The 16,525-nt window shown below is 65.8% G+C and carries 17 protein-coding genes; 7 read left to right on the top strand and 10 right to left on the bottom strand.

Annotated features, from left to right (window positions below):
* Positions 1-16: 16 nt before the first annotated feature.
* Positions 17-802, bottom strand: coding sequence for an AraC family transcriptional regulator (locus K7G82_RS28805; RefSeq protein WP_246623974.1), 786 nt, complete (start codon positions 800-802; stop codon positions 17-19).
* 87 nt (positions 803-889) lie between these two features.
* Here K7G82_RS28805 and K7G82_RS28800 point away from each other — a divergent pair, with 87 nt between their 5' ends.
* Complete coding sequence (locus K7G82_RS28800) at positions 890-1,495, top strand: pyridoxamine 5'-phosphate oxidase family protein (RefSeq protein ID WP_222993906.1); 606 nt, start codon at positions 890-892, stop codon at positions 1,493-1,495.
* A gap of 311 nt (positions 1,496-1,806) precedes the next feature.
* Here the strand turns inward: K7G82_RS28800 and htpG are convergent, their stop codons facing one another.
* On the bottom strand, positions 1,807-3,717 hold the full coding sequence (gene htpG / locus K7G82_RS28795) for a molecular chaperone HtpG (protein ID WP_222993904.1): 1,911 nt from the start codon (positions 3,715-3,717) through the stop codon (positions 1,807-1,809).
* A gap of 154 nt (positions 3,718-3,871) precedes the next feature.
* Between htpG and K7G82_RS28790 the strand changes: the two genes are divergently transcribed.
* Both K7G82_RS28790 and map read left to right on the top strand, forming a co-directional pair.
* The gene (locus tag K7G82_RS28790) at positions 3,872-4,084 is read left to right on the top strand and encodes a ParD-like family protein (protein ID WP_222993902.1); all 213 of its coding nucleotides are present in this window, start codon (positions 3,872-3,874) and stop codon (positions 4,082-4,084) included.
* On the top strand, positions 4,081-4,854 hold the full coding sequence (map, locus tag K7G82_RS28785) for a type I methionyl aminopeptidase (protein WP_222993900.1): 774 nt from the start codon (positions 4,081-4,083) through the stop codon (positions 4,852-4,854). The genes K7G82_RS28790 and map overlap by 4 nt, the downstream gene beginning before the upstream one ends.
* Before the next feature lie 9 nt (positions 4,855-4,863).
* On the opposite strand, the gene K7G82_RS28780 is transcribed toward map, so the two are convergent.
* From K7G82_RS28780 to K7G82_RS28755, 6 genes are all read right to left on the bottom strand, one after another.
* Positions 4,864-5,247: a nuclear transport factor 2 family protein gene (locus K7G82_RS28780; RefSeq protein ID WP_222993898.1), complete on the bottom strand. Its 384-nt coding sequence runs from the start codon at positions 5,245-5,247 to the stop codon at positions 4,864-4,866.
* Positions 5,244-5,894: a TetR/AcrR family transcriptional regulator gene (locus K7G82_RS28775; RefSeq protein ID WP_222993896.1), complete on the bottom strand. Its 651-nt coding sequence runs from the start codon at positions 5,892-5,894 to the stop codon at positions 5,244-5,246. Before K7G82_RS28775 ends, K7G82_RS28780 begins: the two co-directional genes overlap by 4 nt.
* Entirely contained in the window at positions 5,891-7,123 is a 1,233-nt protein-coding gene (locus K7G82_RS28770) for an MFS transporter (protein WP_222993894.1), read from the bottom strand. The genes K7G82_RS28775 and K7G82_RS28770 overlap by 4 nt, the downstream gene beginning before the upstream one ends.
* A 54-nt stretch (positions 7,124-7,177) precedes the next feature.
* Positions 7,178-8,260, bottom strand: coding sequence for a 2,5-dihydroxypyridine 5,6-dioxygenase NicX family protein (locus K7G82_RS28765; protein WP_222993892.1), 1,083 nt, complete (start codon positions 8,258-8,260; stop codon positions 7,178-7,180).
* Positions 8,261-8,293: 33 nt separating this feature from the next.
* Positions 8,294-10,558, bottom strand: a complete 2,265-nt coding sequence (locus tag K7G82_RS28760) for a TonB-dependent receptor (protein WP_222993889.1) — start codon at positions 10,556-10,558, stop codon at positions 8,294-8,296.
* Positions 10,559-10,835: 277 nt separating this feature from the next.
* Entirely contained in the window at positions 10,836-11,213 is a 378-nt protein-coding gene (locus K7G82_RS28755) for a hypothetical protein (protein ID WP_222993887.1), read from the bottom strand.
* A 141-nt stretch (positions 11,214-11,354) separates the two neighbouring features.
* Between K7G82_RS28755 and K7G82_RS28750 the strand changes: the two genes are divergently transcribed.
* The 4 genes from K7G82_RS28750 (at position 11,355) to K7G82_RS28735 (ending at position 15,427) form a co-directional block, all read left to right on the top strand.
* Positions 11,355-12,368 (top strand): N-acetyltransferase DgcN family protein, encoded by a 1,014-nt coding sequence (locus K7G82_RS28750; RefSeq protein WP_222993885.1) that lies wholly within the window; start codon positions 11,355-11,357, stop codon positions 12,366-12,368.
* Positions 12,369-12,488: 120 nt separating this feature from the next.
* Positions 12,489-13,907: an amidase family protein gene (locus tag K7G82_RS28745; protein ID WP_222993883.1), complete on the top strand. Its 1,419-nt coding sequence runs from the start codon at positions 12,489-12,491 to the stop codon at positions 13,905-13,907.
* A 253-nt stretch (positions 13,908-14,160) separates the two neighbouring features.
* Entirely contained in the window at positions 14,161-14,334 is a 174-nt protein-coding gene (locus tag K7G82_RS28740; protein WP_222993881.1) for a hypothetical protein, read from the top strand.
* 85 nt (positions 14,335-14,419) lie between these two features.
* Positions 14,420-15,427 carry an NADP-dependent oxidoreductase gene (locus K7G82_RS28735; RefSeq protein WP_222993879.1) on the top strand — a complete coding sequence of 336 codons (1,008 nt, stop codon included), beginning with the start codon at positions 14,420-14,422 and terminating at the stop codon, positions 15,425-15,427.
* Positions 15,428-15,434: 7 nt separating this feature from the next.
* On the opposite strand, the gene K7G82_RS28730 is transcribed toward K7G82_RS28735, so the two are convergent.
* Both K7G82_RS28730 and K7G82_RS28725 read right to left on the bottom strand, forming a co-directional pair.
* Positions 15,435-15,872, bottom strand: a complete 438-nt coding sequence (locus tag K7G82_RS28730) for a tetratricopeptide repeat protein (RefSeq protein WP_222993877.1) — start codon at positions 15,870-15,872, stop codon at positions 15,435-15,437.
* Positions 15,873-16,048: 176 nt separating this feature from the next.
* The gene (locus tag K7G82_RS28725) at positions 16,049-16,402 is read right to left on the bottom strand and encodes a hypothetical protein (RefSeq protein ID WP_222993875.1); all 354 of its coding nucleotides are present in this window, start codon (positions 16,400-16,402) and stop codon (positions 16,049-16,051) included.
* Positions 16,403-16,525: the final 123 nt, after the last annotated feature.

Genomic DNA, 16,525 nt, shown 5'->3' with positions numbered 1-16,525 from the left:
TCCGGCGATCGATCCGTCATAAGCGCCGCCGATAGGCGGCCGGCGTTTCGCCGAACGCCTGACGGAACATCGCGATGAAGGCGCTCGGCGTGGAAAAGCCCAGATCGAGCGCGACATGGGTGACCGGGCTGCCGGTCGCCAGCATCTCCAGCGATCGCAGCAGCCGCACGCGCTGGCGCCAGGCGGTGAAGGTGAAACCGGTTTCCGCGACGAAGCGCCGGCTGAGCGTGCGTGCGCTCGCCCCCGTCCAGCGCGCCCAATCCTCCAGCGCGCGCGCATCGGCGGGATCGTCGGCCAGCGCCTCGGCAATGCGCATCAGCCGGGGGTCGGCGGGCATGGGCAGCCCCAGCGGCTCGCGCGGCAAGGTCCGGATCTCGTCGAGCACCACCGCCCCGATCCGCGCCGCCGGTGGATCGAGCGGCGTTCCGGGCGCAAGCGGCCAGCCCGCCGCGCGCTGCACCGCCTCCTTCAACAGCCCCGAAATACGGATCGCGCAGGGCGCGCGCGGCAGATCGGCACAGGCGGCTTCGGACACATAGGCCGCCCAGCCCTCGAACGGCCCATGCGAATGCGCCCAATGAACATGGTGCGGCGGCAGCCATACCGCATGGATCGCGGGCACGATCCACACGGCACTCTCGACGCCGACGGTCAGCACGCCCCGGCTCGATCCGAACAATTGCCCGCGCGCATGGCTGTGCCGCTCCGCCAGATGCTCACCCTCCATCCGCCCTGCCGCGACGAAGAAGCCGGGCTCCGCCGCGGAATCGAGAAAGGCCGGATCGAGCGCCATGTCGGTCATGGCGCCATATTGACATAAATTGGCATGAACACGCTACAGCCGCCAAGCCCGTCCGCCTAAGCTCTCTTGCCAGACAGGGAGCCCAGCATGGCCGACCAACCCGATCTCGACACGCTCTATGCGCCACCCTCCCCCATGATCGAAAAGGCGATGCTCGATCGCATCGTCGATTATCATGCGGATTATCTGCGCATCGCCACCTTCTTCTGCCTCGCCACCGGCCGCAGCGGCGGGCTCGACGCATCGCCGCGCGGCGGGCCGCCGGGCTTCGTCCATGTGCTCGATCCCCGCACTGTCGCCTTTGCCGACTGGCCGGGCAACAACCGCATCGAATCCATGCGCAACATCCAGGCCGATGATCGCGTGGCGATGCTGTTCCTGTTTCCGGGGCTGGAAGTGTTCCTGCGCATCAACGGCAATGCCAGTGTGTCGACCGAGCCCGCCCTGCTCGACCGGCTGAAGGAGGGCGAACGCCTGCCCAAGGCGGCGACCGTCGTCGCCGTCAACGAAGTGCTGTTCCACTGCGGCAAGGCGGTCAACCGCGCGAAACTCTGGCTGCCGGAATCGCGGATCGACCGCACGACGCTGCCCACCGTCGGCAAGATGCTCGTCGCGCTCGCGGACCTGCAGGATGCGGACGCCGATGCATTCGACGCCCATTATGATCACGCGGTGCGCAACGAGCTGTATTGAGCGCTGATATGGGTCCCAATGGATTGCTCCAGGATCGCTGGTCGACAAGATCGATCGATCTGGAGAACGAGCCCGCATTCCGTCTCTCGAGACATGGTCTGGCGTTCCCGCGTTCGCTCATCTCCTCCCTATCGAAGATGGGGAGGGGGACCGCGCGACAAGGTCGCGTGGTGGAGGGGAAATGCGGCGCATGATTCCCCGCCGCATTCCCCGAAAATTGCCCGGCGGGCGATAGTCCGCAGGCCGCGCCAGCGCCTCAGCCCAGCCCCACGCCTCAGCCCAGCCCCACGCCTCAGCCCAGCCCCCACGCCTCAGCCCAGCCCACGCCCCAGCACCCGCGCCAGCCGCGCGGAGAAGGCGCGCGGATCGGCGGGCAGTTCGCCATCGGCGATGCGTGCCTCGTCGAACAGCAGATGCGCCGCATCCTCGCGCAGATCGCCCTCGCCCGCCTCGCCCAGCTGCACGATCAGCGGATGGCGCGGGTTGATCTCCAGCACCGGCTTCGCGGTCGCATCCAGTTGCCCGGCGCCCGCCAGCAGCTTTTCGAGTTGGCGGTCCATCGCATTGTCGGGCGCGACCAGGCACACCGCGCTTTCGGTCAGCCGATCGGATGCCCGCACGTCGGACACCGCATCGCCCAGCACCGTCTTCACATAGGCGATGAAACCGTCGACCGCCTCGGATGCGGCGGGCGCCGCCGCCTCGCCCTCGGCCGGCGCGATCAGGCTCAGGTCCGCCTGGCCCTGCGTCACCGATTTGAACGGCTTGCCTTCATATTCGGCGCCCGCCGCCGCCCAGAAACTGTCGATCTGATCGGTCAGCAGCAGCACTTCGATGCCGCGCGCGCGATATCCCTCCAGTTGCGGAGAGGATGCCAGCCGGTCGAGATCCGTGCCGATCGCGTAATAGATCGCGGTCTGGTTCTCCTTGAGCCCCGCCGCATAATCCTTGAGCGAGCGCCATTCGCCGGCGGCGGTGGTGGTGCGGAAGCGCGCCAGGCCCAGCAGCGCCTCGCGCCGGCTGGGATCCTCGTACAGCCCTTCCTTCAGCACCGCGCCGAACGTCTCCCAGATCTTCAGATAGGCCCCGGCGTCGCTCGCCGAGAGCTTGTCGAGTTCGCTCAATATCCGATTGGCCACGCCCTTCTGGATCGCCGCGAGCACCGGGCTCTGCTGGATCATCTCGCGCGAGACGTTGAGCGGCATGTCGGCGGAATCGATCAGCCCGCGCGCGAAGCGCAGATAGCGCGGCAGCAATTGCGCCTCGTCGGTGATGAAGACGCGGCGGACATAGAGTTTCATCCGCCCGGCGCGATCGGGATCGAACAGGTCGAAGGGCCGGCTGCCGGGGATGAAGGCCAGCACATTATATTCGTGCAGCCCTTCGGCGCGGTAATGCAGCGTCAGCGCCGGATCGTCGAACTGGCCGGCGGCGGTGCGATAGAAATCGCGATATTCGTCCTGGCTGATCTCGCCCTTGGGCCGCGTCCACAAAGCCGCGCCATCGGCGATCTGCCGCGCGTCCGCATCGGGCGTGTCCTTCAGCCAGATCGGCACCGGCACATGGCCCGATTGCGCCTTGATCCTGCGCTCGACGGTGAAGCCGTCGGCATAATCGGCTGCATCCTCCTTCAGATGCAGCTCCACGCGCGTGCCGCGCACCGGCGCCCCGGCGATGTCCGCCGGCTGGATCGTATAGGTGCCGAGGCCGTCGGACGACCAGGTCGCCGCGCTGTCCGCCCCCGCGCGGCGCGATGTCACGTCCACCCGGTCCGCCACCATGAAGGCCGAATAGAAGCCGACGCCGAACTGGCCGATCAACTGGCTGCCCTCGGCATCCTTCGCGCCCGCGATCCGGTCCATGAACGCCTTGGTGCCCGATCGCGCGATCGTGCCCAGCGCCTCGCCCAGTTCGGCCTCGCTCATGCCGATGCCATTGTCCTCGATCGTCAGCCGGCGCCCGCCGGCATCGAGCGTGACGGTGATGCGCGGCTGCGGATCCTCGCCGAGCAAGGCGGGATCGGCGATCCCTTCATAGCGCAGTTTCTCGCAGGCATCGGCGGCGTTGGAGACCAGTTCGCGCAGGAAGACGTCCTTGTCCGAATAGACCGAATGCACCATCATGTGCAGCAGCCGGGCGACATCGGCCTCGAACGAACGGGTTTCGGGTGCGGCGTCGGCAGCGTTGTTTTCGGGCGCGTTCGTCTCGGTCGTCTTCGTCATGGCGTGTCCAATGGTCTCCCCTGATGATCGGTGCCCAGATGGACGCCGAAATCGCGCGATTCAAGGTGGAGATGGCGCGCATGGCTTGCGGTTCGCGCGCGAACCCTATACGCGCCATATACGATTCGTATATTAATCATATAGGAAGATCATCTTGGGCATCGTCAATATCGACGACGAGCTGCATGACCAGCTTCGCCGCGCCAGCAAGGTTTCCTGCCGTTCCATCAACGCGCAGGCCGCCTTCTGGATCAGGGTGGGCATGCTGTGCGAGCTCAATCCGGACAGCACCTTTCCGGAAATCGTCGCGCGCGCGCTCCGCCAGGCCGGGGTCGATGCGGACAGGCTGGAACTCGCCGACACATGACCAAGTCGCCAGAGGAAGTCGCGCTGCTCGCCGAATCCGGCCGGCTGCTCGCATCGGTCTTCACGCATCTCGACGGCATCGCGCTGGCGGGCATGTCGACGATGACGGTCAACGATCTGGTCGAGGATTTCATCGTCCGCCGGCTCCAGGCGCGCCCGGCGAGCAAGGGCCAATATGGCTATGCCTATGTGCTCAACTGCTCGCGCAATGCGGTGGTCTGCCATGGCATGCCGTCAGAGACCGAGCTGCTGTGCGACGGCGATATCGTCAACCTCGATATCACGCTGGAAAAGAACGGTTATATCGCCGATTCCAGCAAGACCTACATGATCGGCACCGTTGCCCCGGCCGCCCGGCGGCTGGTCCGCGTCACCTATGAGGCGATGTGGAAGGGCATCGGCGCGGTCCGCCCCGGCGCGACGCTCGGCGATATCGGCCATGCCATCGAACGCCATGCCAAGCGCCACGGCTATTCGGTGGTGCGCGACTATTGCGGCCACGGCATCGGGCGCGAAATGCACGAGGAACCGCAGATCCTCCATTTCGGCCGCCCCGGCACCGGCCTGCGCATCCGCGAAGGCATGGTCTTCACGATCGAGCCCATGCTCAACCAGGGGCGCCGCAGCGTCCGCACAGAGGATGACGGCTGGACGGTGACCACGGTGGACGGCAAGCTTTCAGCCCAGTTCGAACACAGCGTCGCGGTCACGCGCGACGGCGTGCGCGTGCTGACGCTGCGGCCGGACGAGGTGCCGCCGCGATTGCATTGAGGCGGGTTGTCAGCGCACGAAGCTGTTCACGGTATAATGCGCGATCCGTCCGTCCTCGATCCGGGCATAGCCTTTCGCGTTGCGGATCTCGGGCGTGGCCGGCGGGCCGATATGCATGTCATAGTCGAAGAAGACGTGATCGCCGGCCGAAAACCCCTTGATCAACGGCAATTGCATCACGGCCGCCTCGACGACATGCCTTTGCCCGCCGAAAAAGGCGGCCAGCGCCGCCGGCCCCCTGCCGCGCACTTCGCCATTGACGATGAATGCCGCGTCCTGGGTGAAGAATTCCGCGAACCCTCCGGGCGTCATGGCGCCGTTTGCGAAGGCCCGGTTCCACCAGGCGAGCATGGCGGCGATCAGCGCTTCGTTCGAATGGTCGTCGGCGGTCATGCGCGCGCGAAGGCGGCACGGAATCGCCCGGCGATCATTTCCGACAATTCCGCCGCCATCAGCGGGCGGACATCCTCCGGCGTCCGGAAATAGCAATCGACCAGGCCATAGATCGCACTCACCGCGACATGGCTCAGCGTCGTCACGTCGCGGCGATCGGCGGGCGACCGGCGGGAAAGCGCATCTTCGAAATCGCTGACCAGCCGGGCATAGGCGGCACGGTCCAGGTCCCGCAATTGCGGTATGGCGCCCAGCGCCTGCAGGATGGCCCGTGCGCCCTTTTCCTTTGCCAATCTGCCGATCCATCCGTCGATCATCTCGCGCAGCGCGGTCGCCCAGTCGCCATCGGGCTTGCCGATCTCCAGGAAATAGCCGGCATTCCAATCGGACCAGCGCTCGAACATGTCTTCGCCGATCGTTGCGATCACCGCGAACTTGTTGGGGAAATAACGATAGACGGTGCGGATCCGCACCCCTGCCCTTTCGGCGAGCAGATTGGTGTTGAAATCGTCGATGCCGACCTCGTCGAGCAACTCGCCGGCAACCTCCAGGATACGATCGCGCGACATCTGCGCGCGGGCCTGGACGGGCGCGCGCCGCTGTTTCAGCAGGTCCGACGGCACATCCTTGTCGCGTTCCCCGGTCATTGCGCTCTCCCCAATCGCTTCGCGTCGATATTCGCGTCACGACGCCGCCCAGCGCCGGCCTGCACCCACAAAAACAGGAACAGGCTGATGCCGAAGACCGCGATCGCCACGCCGAGCGAGACGGTGAAGCCATAGAGCGCGACCACCCAGGAATAAACCTGCGGACCGACGGCATAGCCGATATTGATCGCGACCATGCCTTGCAGCGCGGATCGCCCGGAGGGGTCGATGACGGCGAGGATGGAGAGCATTGCCGGCGGCAGCAGCGCCATTCCCATGTGAAAGACCAGGATGGCGCCTGCGAACCACGCCCAGCCATCGATGCTGAGGAGTGCCGCGGTGGCGATGATCAGCGCCACATGGCCGAACAGCACCACCCACACAGTCCTGATCCGGCTGCCGATGATCGCCAGCGCGACGGTGCTCGCCAGCGCGACGAACATGCCCAGGCCCAGAAGCGCCGCGATCCGGGCCACCTCGAATCCGGCCCATTGCCCCACCCGCTCCAGATAGACCCAGACCCCGCCGTTGAAGAGGAAGTTGAGCGCGATCGCGACCAGCATTGGCCAATGCGCACGTCCCTTGGCCGGTCGCGCCGTCGGCTCCTCGCCCGCCATCCCCACGACGGCAGGCTTTTTCGCCGCCGGTGCGGCGGGAATGATCGGCAGACATGCCATGGCGGCCAGCAGCAATCCGGCATGAAACAGGAAGGTGCCGGCCAGCCCCCAGCATTCCAGCGTCCAGGAAAACAACGGAATCCCGATCGCACCCGCCAGGAATGCCATGCCGACGAATATGGCCAGCGGGCGCTGCGGGCTCGACAGTCGCGAAATCCAGGCGATGGCCACCCCCTGAAGCACCGCCGCCGCCATTCCGGAAGCGAGCCGCGCAACCATCAGGGGCAATATGTCGACGCCCATGGCGGAAACGATCTGCGCGACGATCGATACCGCCAGGCTTGCCGCCGCCAATGTCCGCGCCGCGATCGAAACGCGTGTGATCAACACGAAACCAAGCAGGCTGCCCACCGCCAGCCCCGTGGTTTCCGCGGTCGCGATGCCGCCCGCAACCTCCAGCGCCAGATGCCGCTCGTCGACGAACGCACCGAACAGGATCGGCATCGCGCCGATGCTCAGGTCCGCGATCAGATAGACGCAGCAAAAGGCGATGAACAGTTTCAGGCCGAGCGGCGCATCGCCCGCATCCTCCGCCGGTCGCCGTCCGATCATCGGCGGCAGGAAGCCGATTGCCCGGCGGGCGTCTCCACCCGTGCCGGGAACACCCTAGCAGACGTCTTCATTGATGATCCCGTCCTTCACCAGCAGCACATCGTCCAGCATGATCGTCGGCCTCAGCGTGGTCCAGTCCCAGTGGACGGTGGATTTGGGCAGCACGCCCGCGCCATCCTCCATGATGACGCCGAGCAGGCTCAGATCGCCCATGCCGCAGGTGACGGAGCCCATCACCCGCTCCCATTCCGGATGCTGGGTCAGCAGCGCATTGGGGTTGATACCCAGATTCAGGTGGACGGGGCCCTTGAACGCGCCTTCGTCGCCAAGCTGATCGAGCCATGTCCGCAGCCGGCCCGCGAACAGCGGGTCTCCGCCGATATCGACCAGCCGTCCGCGATCGAAACGCAGCCTGAGCGGCGTCGGCGGCGCGGCGTGATAGACCGGATGATAGAGCAAGGTGCCGTCCACCAGCACTTCGCCGGTCGCCCGCCCTTCGGGGATCAGCACCCCGGGTTGCGCCGGCGGCGCGAAGGCCCAGGCATCCCTGAAGCTCTCGCTGTCGGGATCCCACAGGAAGCCGCTGCCGGGCATGCCCTTGATGCCGGAGATATCGACCTCCAGCACGGCATCGCCGGTCGTCATCGTGCACAGGCTCGCGGCGCTGAACAGCTCGGCGATGCGATCGGCGCGGCGGCGAATGGCATGAACGTCGGTGTGCAGGATCGTGCGGATCAGCACATCGTCGGTATAGGGCAAGGCGATCCCGTCACCGGGCGAGAAGACACGCGCGCCGCGCTTCACCGCCTCGACGATGAAATCGGCATAGCCCACCGCGAAATCGATGATCAGATCGGCTTCGCGAGAGGCAGCGGCGATCATCGGCGACCAGGTGGCGGATGGCTGGTAGGTAGCGCCACCGCGCGGCGGCGGCCCTTCGATCACCGCCACGTCGCCGCCCATCATCATCGCGACGCCATGGAAGGTCGCGATCAGATATTCGGGGGCGCGCGCATCCGCGATGATGAGAACGCGCTCGCCCGGCCGCAGATTGCACATGTCGCGATAGATGATCTGAACGGTCGGAAACAGATCGGGCTTCAGGCGCATGCCGATATCCGGAACTTCGATCGCCATTTTGGATTCCCTTTTCTCGAAATGCTGGACGGGTCAGAAGGAATATTGCGCGGACACGCCGAACAGGCGCGGTTCGCTCACCGCGAAGGTGTTGAACCCGAGCGAGGACTGATCGAACCCGTCCTTGAAATAGAGCTTGTCGAAGATGTTCTTCGCGAACGCGGAAAACGACCAGCGGCCGTCGCCCGTGTCGAAGGTCAGACGCGCGTTCAGCAGGAACACGCCCGATTCCGATATCGCCCTGTCCTGCGCGACGCTGAAATAGGTCCGGCTCTTGTAGCTCGCATCAGCCTGCGCCGTCAGCTTGCCGCCGCCGTCAAGCGCGAAGCCGTAGCTCGCCAGGCCGTTCAGCGTCCATCGCGGCGCGTTGGGCAGGCGATTGCCCGTATAATCGGCGCCGATCATGTTGGATCGGTAGCTGAGGAACTTCGCATCGGTGTAAGCGGCGCCGAAATCGAGCAGGAACGCCCGATCCGGCTTCCAGGTAAGGCTCACTTCGCCACCGTTGACGCGCGCGGTCGCGGCGTTTTCCAGCAGCAGCACGACGCCGGGCACGAACACCTGCTGGTTCTTCACCTTCGTATGATAGAGCGCGCCGTTGAAGCGCAGCGTGCGATCGAACAGGTCGGTCTTCCATCCCAGTTCGACGCTCGTCACCCGTTCAGGATCGACCACCGCGATCTCGTCCGGCCCGAACAGCACGCCGCCATTATAGCCGCCTGCCCGGAAACCGCGGCTGAGCGTCAGGAACAGCTTCACCCGTTCGACCGGATCATAATCGAGCGTGACGCGCCCGCTCAGATTCTCCCATGTCCGCGCCTCGTTCTGCGTCGCGACATCCGCCACCAGGATATGGCCGGCCGCATAGCCGGGGGTGATCGCGGTGGCGCCGGTCGAGCCATCCAGGTTCAGATAGTCGAGCGAGAGGTCGATCGCCTTGCGTTCGCGCGAATAGCGCAGGCCGGTGGTCAGCTTCAGCCCGCGCGCCAGCGTCCAATAGACTTCGCCGAACGCCGCCAGGCTCGTCGTCTTCTGCGTATAATCCTGGTACACGCCCTCCAGATTGGGTCCGAAGGTCAGGAATCCGGGGCCGAAGCCGCGGAACGAATAGCCGCTTTGCGACGTCAGCCGCTCGTCGGAATAATAGCCGCCGACCGTCCAGCTCACCGGGTGCTCCCCGATCGAGGCGACGCGCACTTCCTGCGAGAACTGGCGGGACCGGCTGAGGAAATCGTTGAGCGACAGGTCTTCGGGCGACCAGTCGATTTCGGCGCGGGTGTTCCGGCGATTATGTTCATAGGCGCTGATCGACGTGATGCCGATGCTGTCGCCCGGCTCCCAGCCCAGCGTCAGGTTCGCGCCGAAATTGCGGACATCGTCGTGCGTGTCGCGCGTCTCGCTGTGATATTCGCGCAGGTTCCGCGAGGGGACGAAGCCCGTCGTATCCGGGCATTGTCCGGCAAGCGTGGGGTTGGCGCAGACGGTGAACGAGAATGGCGCGGTGAAGGTGCCCACTTCCTTCAGCGGACCGGCGCCCTTGTTGTTGCTGCCATGCACGCTCAGTTGCACGTCCAGGTTCGGCGCCGGCTGCGATACGATCGATCCGCGATAGGCGAAGAAGCGCTCCCTCGGGCCGTTGACGTCGAGCACGGTGTTGCGGAACGGGCCGTCCTGGCGATGATAGGCGGCGGCGACGCGGATCGCGGTCGTCTCGGACAGCGGCGCCCCCATCGCCCCCTCGCCATCGACCCGGCCGAACGACGCCCCGGTCACACGGAATTCGCCGTTCAGCGGCTGTCGCGGATCGGCCTTCCTGCTGATGAAGCGGATGGCGCCGCCCGTGGTGTTGCGGCCGTGCAGTGTCCCTTGCGGCCCCTTCAGCACCTCGACCCGATCGAGATCGAGCAGCATCTGGTTCAGTCCGAAGCTCGAACCGATATAGACATCGTCCAGATAGAAGCCGACCGAAGGCACGGCATTGGCATTGAAGCTGCCGTCTCCCAGGCCCCGCATATAGACGGTCGCCATGGTGGAGGATGCGCCGGCGAAGACAAGGCTGGTCGTGCTCTGGGCGATATCGAAGGTCGTCAATGCCGCGCGCGCCTTCAGCGCATCGCCCGTCAGCGCCGTCAGCGTGATCGGCACATCCTGCAGATTCTCCGAACGCTTCTGCGCGGTGACGACGATTTCTTCCACGCCCATCGCCGCATCGCCATCCAATAGGTCCTGGGCAAACGCCGTTCCCGCGCACGCCAATGCCGATACCGACGCAAAAAGGATGTGCAGCCGCCGAATCATGCTCTTTCTCCCTGTTCTTGTAAAGGAGCATTTACTCCCCTTTTAGATGAACGCAACGGCAAAACGCCGCCGGGCCGGTGAGCGGCGGCGGCGCCTGCCTGTTCGATCGGGGCGTTCCGCGGGGGAGCGGCCGCATGATCCTTCGGGATCGGCGACGCAGTCGCGCCGGGTCAGCCCGGTCGACGGACAGGCCGGCGACCGGCGCAACCGATCAATCGATGGCGATACGATGCATATGGCCGGAGATTCGCGTTTCCGTGCCCTTCCGGACCAACGCTCAGCGCGGCCAGCGCGCCGGCACCAGCGTCACGGGTATCGCGGGTTCCACCGCGCGCCAGCCGCTGACGGCGATCACGTCGTTGCTCTCGCGCGCGGCGCGGCCTTCGGCCAGCGACCAGGTGATATGGAAATGGCTGCCGTCGCCGCGATCGGTGGTGCCGTCGATCCGCACCACCAGCGCCTGCACCCCCTGCCCGTCATCCGCCACGCCGACCACCTCGCCCGTGCGCGCCTCGGGCAAGGGCGTCTCGGGCCCCGTCGCGAAATGCAGCGTCACATGATCGGCCACGGTGCGCGCGTAACGCGGCGCGAATTGCGCCAGCAGCGCCGCCCGTTCGCGCGCCTCGATCTTCCATCCGGTGATCTGGCTGGTCATCCCGCCTCTCTGCCAGCGCCATGCCGCATGGGGAAGCCGCGCCGCGATATCATGCCCCGATTGCTAAGCGGGCTTCCCGACGCGCGAAGCCCGCGCCCGCCGAATTCCGCAAAGCCACCACACCAATCGCGGGAGACGAAGATGCAAGCCCCTTTCCTGATCTTTCTCGGCGACACCGCGTTGCGCGGCACCGACAAGACCGGCGCCGGGCTCGTCGAATGGCGCCCGGCGGATTGCCTCGCCCAATATCGGCTGCCGGGCTGCGCGGTCGATCTCGGCCGGCCGGACATGTCGCCCGCCGAAGCCCGGGCCGCGGGCGCGCGCACGATGGTGGTCGGCGTCGTCAATGTCGGCGGCATCTTTCCCGATCACTGGGTGCAATCGGTGATCGCCGCGCTCGAAGCCGGGCTGGACGTCGCCGCCGGCCTTCATCAGCGCCTGATCGACATTCCCGCGATCGCCGAAGCGGCGGCGCGCACCGGCCGCGATGTTCACGACATCCGCCAGCCCACCCGCGCCTTCGCGCCCGGCAATGGCGAGCCGCGCAGCGGCAAGCGCCTGTTGACCGTGGGCGTGGATTGCGTGGTCGGCAAGAAATACACGGCGCTGGCGATCGCGCGCGACATGCGCGCCCGTGGCCTCGACGCCGATTTCCGCGCGACCGGGCAGACCGGATTGATGATCGCGGGCCGCGGCGTGGTGATCGACGCGGTGATCGCCGATTTCATCTCGGGCGCCGCCGAATGGCTCTCCCCCGCCGCCGATCCCGATCATTGGGATATCATCGAGGGTCAGGGCGCGCTGGGCCACCCATCCTATGCCGGCGTCACGCTGGGGCTGATCCATGGCAGCCAGCCCGACGCCCTGGTCCTGTGCCACGAACCGGTGCGCACGCATCTGCTGGGCCTGAACCAGGCCATCCCTCCGCTCGATCGCTGCATCGCCGCCAACGAGGCGGCGGCGCGATTGACCAACCCCGCCGCCCGCGTCGTCGCCATCGCGCTCAACACCGGCGCCATGTCCGCCGCGGAGGCCGATGCCGCCCGCGATCGCATCGCCGCCGAAACCGGGCTGCCCTGCGCGGATCCGATCCGCCACGGCGCCGCCGCGCTCGTCGATGCGGCGCTGCGCGCGCCCGTGCCGGTCAGGGCCTGAAGTCCCTGCTTCGCCGGAAGCGCGCATCTGCCGGCAAATCATGATACCGGATCGGTCAAGCGCGACGCGCGCATCGATCCGATACCTGCTTCCCGATCCATGACGCGGAGACCGCCGACCATGCCGCCCCGAACCACCCCCGTCAGCACCACGGACGCGCTTGCGATCGGGCGTCTCGACGCGCATGGCCAGGCCGCGCTGGTCGCGTCGGGAGACGTGTCACCCGCCGAACTTGTCGAGGCGGCATTGATCCGCATGGATCTGCTCGATCCCGCGCTCAACCTGATCACGCATCGTGACGACGATCGCGCGCGCGCGCTGGCCGCGAGCGCCGCCGGGCCGATGCGCGGCGTGCCCTGGCTGCTCAAGGACGGGCTCGATTATCCCGGCATGCCCAATCGCAGCGGCTCGCGATCGAAGCGCGATGCCGGCTCCGGCACGATCGTCTTCGATTTCGCGCGCGCCTTCGATGCCCAGGGGCTTGTGCCGATGGGCAAGACCAATGTGCCCGAATTCGGCCTGTTGCCGACCACCGAGCCTTTGCTCTACGGCCCCGCCGCCAACCCCTGGGCGCCCGATCGTTCGCCCGGCGGTTCCTCGGGCGGCGCCGCCGCCGCGGTCGCTTCAGGCATGGTGCCGCTGGCGCATGCCGCCGATGGCGGCGGTTCGATCCGCATTCCGGCAAGCTGTTGCGGCCTTGTCGGGCTGAAGCCCGGCCGCCATGCCAATCTGCGCGCGCGCGATCCGCATGTGATCGAGGATCTGCTCGTCGGCGATGTGCTGCTGTCGCGTTCCGTGCGCGATGTCGCCTGGGCTGCCGCGATCGGCGCCGGCCGCGCGCAGCGGGTGGAGAAACCGGGTGCGCGCCGGCTGCGCATCGCCGCGATCGCGGACAATCTGGACGGCAACCCGCCCTCGGCCCCGGTCGCGCGCATCTTCGATCAGGCGGCCTCGCTCTGCGCGTCGCTGGGGCACGAGGTGACCGCCGAACGCCTGCCAGTCGACGGCCCGGCGGTGGCGCGGGCATTCCAGACGATCTGGGGTTATCTCGCGCGCGATGCCGTGGCGACGACGATCGCCCGTATCGGCGCGGACGCCGCGGCGGACCAGCTCGAACCCTGGACGCTCAATCTGGCGAAGTGGAGCGACGGCCTCAGCGCCGCCGACGACGATGCGCTGTTCTGTCAGGTCGGCATCGCGAGCGCGGCGATGGATGCGTTCCTCGAGCGTTATGACGTGATCCTGTCGCCGGTGTTGCGCCATCCGGCGCTGCGTATCGGCGAACTCGCGCCGACGGTCGCGTTCGAGACGATGTGGGAACGCATGTTCGATTATGTATCCTACACGCCGCTCCACAATCTCACCGGGCATCCCGCCATCTCGCTGCCGCTGTTCGCCGACACCGATGGCGTGCCGATCGGCAGCATGTTCGCGGCGGCGCGCGGCGGTGAGGATCTGCTGCTCGCGCTGGCGTTCGAACTGGAGGCCTCGGCGCCCTGGGCCGATCGCTGGCCGGTCCGATCGATCGCCGGCGCCTGATCAAGCCTCGTCGCGGACGCGCGGATGCAGCGTGGTTGCGTTCCGGCCCGGTCCCGCTGTCCTCCGGCCACTGCCCATGTTCGGTGCTTCCATCGCGGATCAAACCGCTCTAGTGGTCTGGCCGAGGCAGATGCATCCGCATCCGCCTCGGAAAATCAGACCACTCTTCCATGATTTGGTGGATCGGACCTCCGTCAAAAGCGGATGCTTTTGCCGGATACGATCCACTAGGTCCCGCCGCGAAGGAGGCATGATGCGTATCGCGATCGCACTGGCCATCGCCGTCGGCGTGGCGGCATGTTCGGATCGGACACCCAGGGCACAGCGGCAACGGCCGCTGGTGCCGCTGGCGTTCGACGTGGGCGCCGGCAGTCCGCCTGCCGTGAATATCGCGCAATCGCATCGCGCCGCGCGGAATCAGGGCTGATACAAATGCGGGCGACGCACCTGCCGATGGCGCGGTGCGAACAATCCCGTATCGAAGCCCCGATCTTTCATGCATGATCATGGCCATGCGCGCCCTGCTTCTCACCCGATATGGCGGACCGGACGTGGCGGAGCTGCACGACGTGCCGCGCCCGGAAGCGGGCCCGGACGACGTGCTGGTCCGCGTGCGCGCGGCCGGCCTCAATCCCGTCGATTTCAAGACGCGCCAGGGCATGCTCAAGCCCGTCCAGCGCTACAGCCTGCCGGTGGTGATGGGCAACGAGCTTGCCGGCACGGTCGAGGCCTGCGGCCGGGGCGTGACACGCTTCGCCGCTGGGGACCGGGTGTTCGCGCGCATGCCCAAGGGGGCGATGGGCGCGCTCGCCGAATATGCGGCGGTGCCGCAGGATGCGCTCGCCCATATGCCCGCCACGCTCGATTTCGCGGCGGCGGCGGGCATTCCCCTCGCAGGCCTCACCGCGCTCCAGGCGTTGCGCGATGAACTGAAGCTCATGCCCGGCAGCCGCGTCTTCATCCCCGGCGGCGCGGGCGGCGTCGGCACCTTCGCCATCCAGATCGCGAAATGGCTGGGCGCGGAGGTGACGACCACCGCCTCGCCACGCGGCCGCGCGCTGGTCGAACGGCTCGGCGCCGATACGGTGATCGACTATACGGCGCAGCGGTTCGAAGATCATGTCCGCGACATGGACGGCGCCTTCGATCTGCTGGGCGGGGAAACGCTGGAGAAATGCTTCGGCGTTGTGAAGCGCGGCGGAACGGTGGTGTCGGTGGCAGGCATGCCGGAGCCGCTGACGGCCAGAAAGGATCTGGGGCGCGGCCCGCTGCTCACCGCATTGTTCTGGATCGCCAGCTACCGGCTGCGCGCGCAGGCCGCGAAGAACGGCGTCACCTATCGCTATCTGTTCATGCACCCGAGCGGCGCCGAACTCGCCGAACTCGCCGCGCTGGTCGATGATGGCAAGCTGGCGCCCGTGATCGACCGCACCTTCCCCTTCGCGGAAGTCGCCCAGGCCTTCGCCTATCTCGAATCCGGCCGCGCCAAGGGTAAGGTGGTGGTGAATATCCAGGATTGACCAAGGATCACAGGTTCGCGCGCGCCCTTAGAAATTCCAGATAGCGCGGATCTTCCGAAGTAAAAATCTCTACACCCCCTGCCATATATGCACGCATCAACTCGCTAGCAGATAAATCTTTATCACCTATATCAAAGAGAACTTGCCCATATCTTAAATGAACAAATGCGTTTCCAATAGCATCTTGGCACGTCATGGCATACTCTAACGCCTCTCTTGCCGATACCATATACCCCCCAAGAAAACAAGCATCAGCTATTGCCACAAAGATCCATGTTGATGCTTTCCAATGATTTTTTGGATCTGGAATAAGATATAATGCTTTATTGTACTCATATACGGCCTCATCAAAATTTCCAGATTCGGCAAGAGCATCGCCTCGCGCGCAAAGCTCGTTTATCTTCTTGTATTCTGATGTACCTATCTCATCATTACTTTTCATCATTGTCACTTCTTTAATCTTTCAAAACTCGGCACCGGCGGCTGATATCTCTGATTCAAACTAGCATCCTCGGAACGATTAATAGAACGATGCTGCAAGATGTAGTTACTTGAATCCAGCATGAATTGGCGCACCTCAGGTGATTTTTCCCCGTAGAAACTATTACGGTTCCAGTTTACTCAATACTCAAATCGCACCCTCGCCTTGGGGCCGCGTTTTTGTGGAGTGAGGATACGGCCGGTCCAGGCTTCAAGGTCGACGATCCAGGCTGGATTGCCGATGGGACGGCCAGAGGTTTCCGATCTGCGCAGCGCGCGCAACGCCGCGCCGTCGTCCGCAGGATCGGACAGGAACTCGGCAAAGGCGCCATAGCGATCGAGCACCGATGCAACCCGTACCAGGCCGCCATCCTCGCCGCACAGATGCGCGCCAACGCTCGACCGTCGCCAATGCTCGGGGTGCTCGACGAGCCGCACACGCACGGGGTTGAGCCATACGTAACGAACGGCATGCATCAGATGCTCTTCGTCCATCGCCACCGCGCCGAAACGCCTCTGCCACAAATGGCCCGTCCAGCGATTTCGGGCATTGATGAACCCGGTTACAGTGCCGGTTACAGTGACACGTGCGCCCCCCCCCCAAACTCCGCATGACAT

Origin of the sequence: Sphingomonas colocasiae, from assembly GCF_019880585.1 — a bacterium.
In the GTDB taxonomy this organism is placed as follows: domain Bacteria; phylum Pseudomonadota; class Alphaproteobacteria; order Sphingomonadales; family Sphingomonadaceae; genus Sphingobium_A; species Sphingobium_A colocasiae.
This window is presented reverse-complemented; position numbering and strand designations above follow the sequence as displayed.

Excerpts from the sequence above, each read along its gene's own strand:
- K7G82_RS28805 (WP_246623974.1), bottom strand. The coding sequence starts at position 802 with ATGACCGACATGGCGCTCGATCCGGCCTTTCTCGATTCCGCGGCGGAG.
- K7G82_RS28800 (WP_222993906.1), top strand. The coding sequence starts at position 890 with ATGGCCGACCAACCCGATCTCGACACGCTCTATGCGCCACCCTCCCCC.
- htpG (WP_222993904.1), bottom strand. The coding sequence starts at position 3,717 with ATGACGAAGACGACCGAGACGAACGCGCCCGAAAACAACGCTGCCGAC.
- map (WP_222993900.1), top strand. The coding sequence starts at position 4,081 with ATGACCAAGTCGCCAGAGGAAGTCGCGCTGCTCGCCGAATCCGGCCGG.
- K7G82_RS28780 (WP_222993898.1), bottom strand. The coding sequence starts at position 5,247 with ATGACCGCCGACGACCATTCGAACGAAGCGCTGATCGCCGCCATGCTC.
- K7G82_RS28775 (WP_222993896.1), bottom strand. The coding sequence starts at position 5,894 with ATGACCGGGGAACGCGACAAGGATGTGCCGTCGGACCTGCTGAAACAG.
- K7G82_RS28770 (WP_222993894.1), bottom strand. The coding sequence starts at position 7,123 with ATGATCGGACGGCGACCGGCGGAGGATGCGGGCGATGCGCCGCTCGGC.
- K7G82_RS28765 (WP_222993892.1), bottom strand. The coding sequence starts at position 8,260 with ATGGCGATCGAAGTTCCGGATATCGGCATGCGCCTGAAGCCCGATCTG.
- K7G82_RS28760 (WP_222993889.1), bottom strand. The coding sequence starts at position 10,558 with ATGATTCGGCGGCTGCACATCCTTTTTGCGTCGGTATCGGCATTGGCG.
- K7G82_RS28755 (WP_222993887.1), bottom strand. The coding sequence starts at position 11,213 with ATGACCAGCCAGATCACCGGATGGAAGATCGAGGCGCGCGAACGGGCG.
- K7G82_RS28750 (WP_222993885.1), top strand. The coding sequence starts at position 11,355 with ATGCAAGCCCCTTTCCTGATCTTTCTCGGCGACACCGCGTTGCGCGGC.
- K7G82_RS28745 (WP_222993883.1), top strand. The coding sequence starts at position 12,489 with ATGCCGCCCCGAACCACCCCCGTCAGCACCACGGACGCGCTTGCGATC.
- K7G82_RS28740 (WP_222993881.1), top strand. The coding sequence starts at position 14,161 with ATGCGTATCGCGATCGCACTGGCCATCGCCGTCGGCGTGGCGGCATGT.
- K7G82_RS28735 (WP_222993879.1), top strand. The coding sequence starts at position 14,420 with ATGCGCGCCCTGCTTCTCACCCGATATGGCGGACCGGACGTGGCGGAG.
- K7G82_RS28730 (WP_222993877.1), bottom strand. The coding sequence starts at position 15,872 with ATGATGAAAAGTAATGATGAGATAGGTACATCAGAATACAAGAAGATA.
- K7G82_RS28725 (WP_222993875.1), bottom strand. The coding sequence starts at position 16,402 with ATGGACGAAGAGCATCTGATGCATGCCGTTCGTTACGTATGGCTCAAC.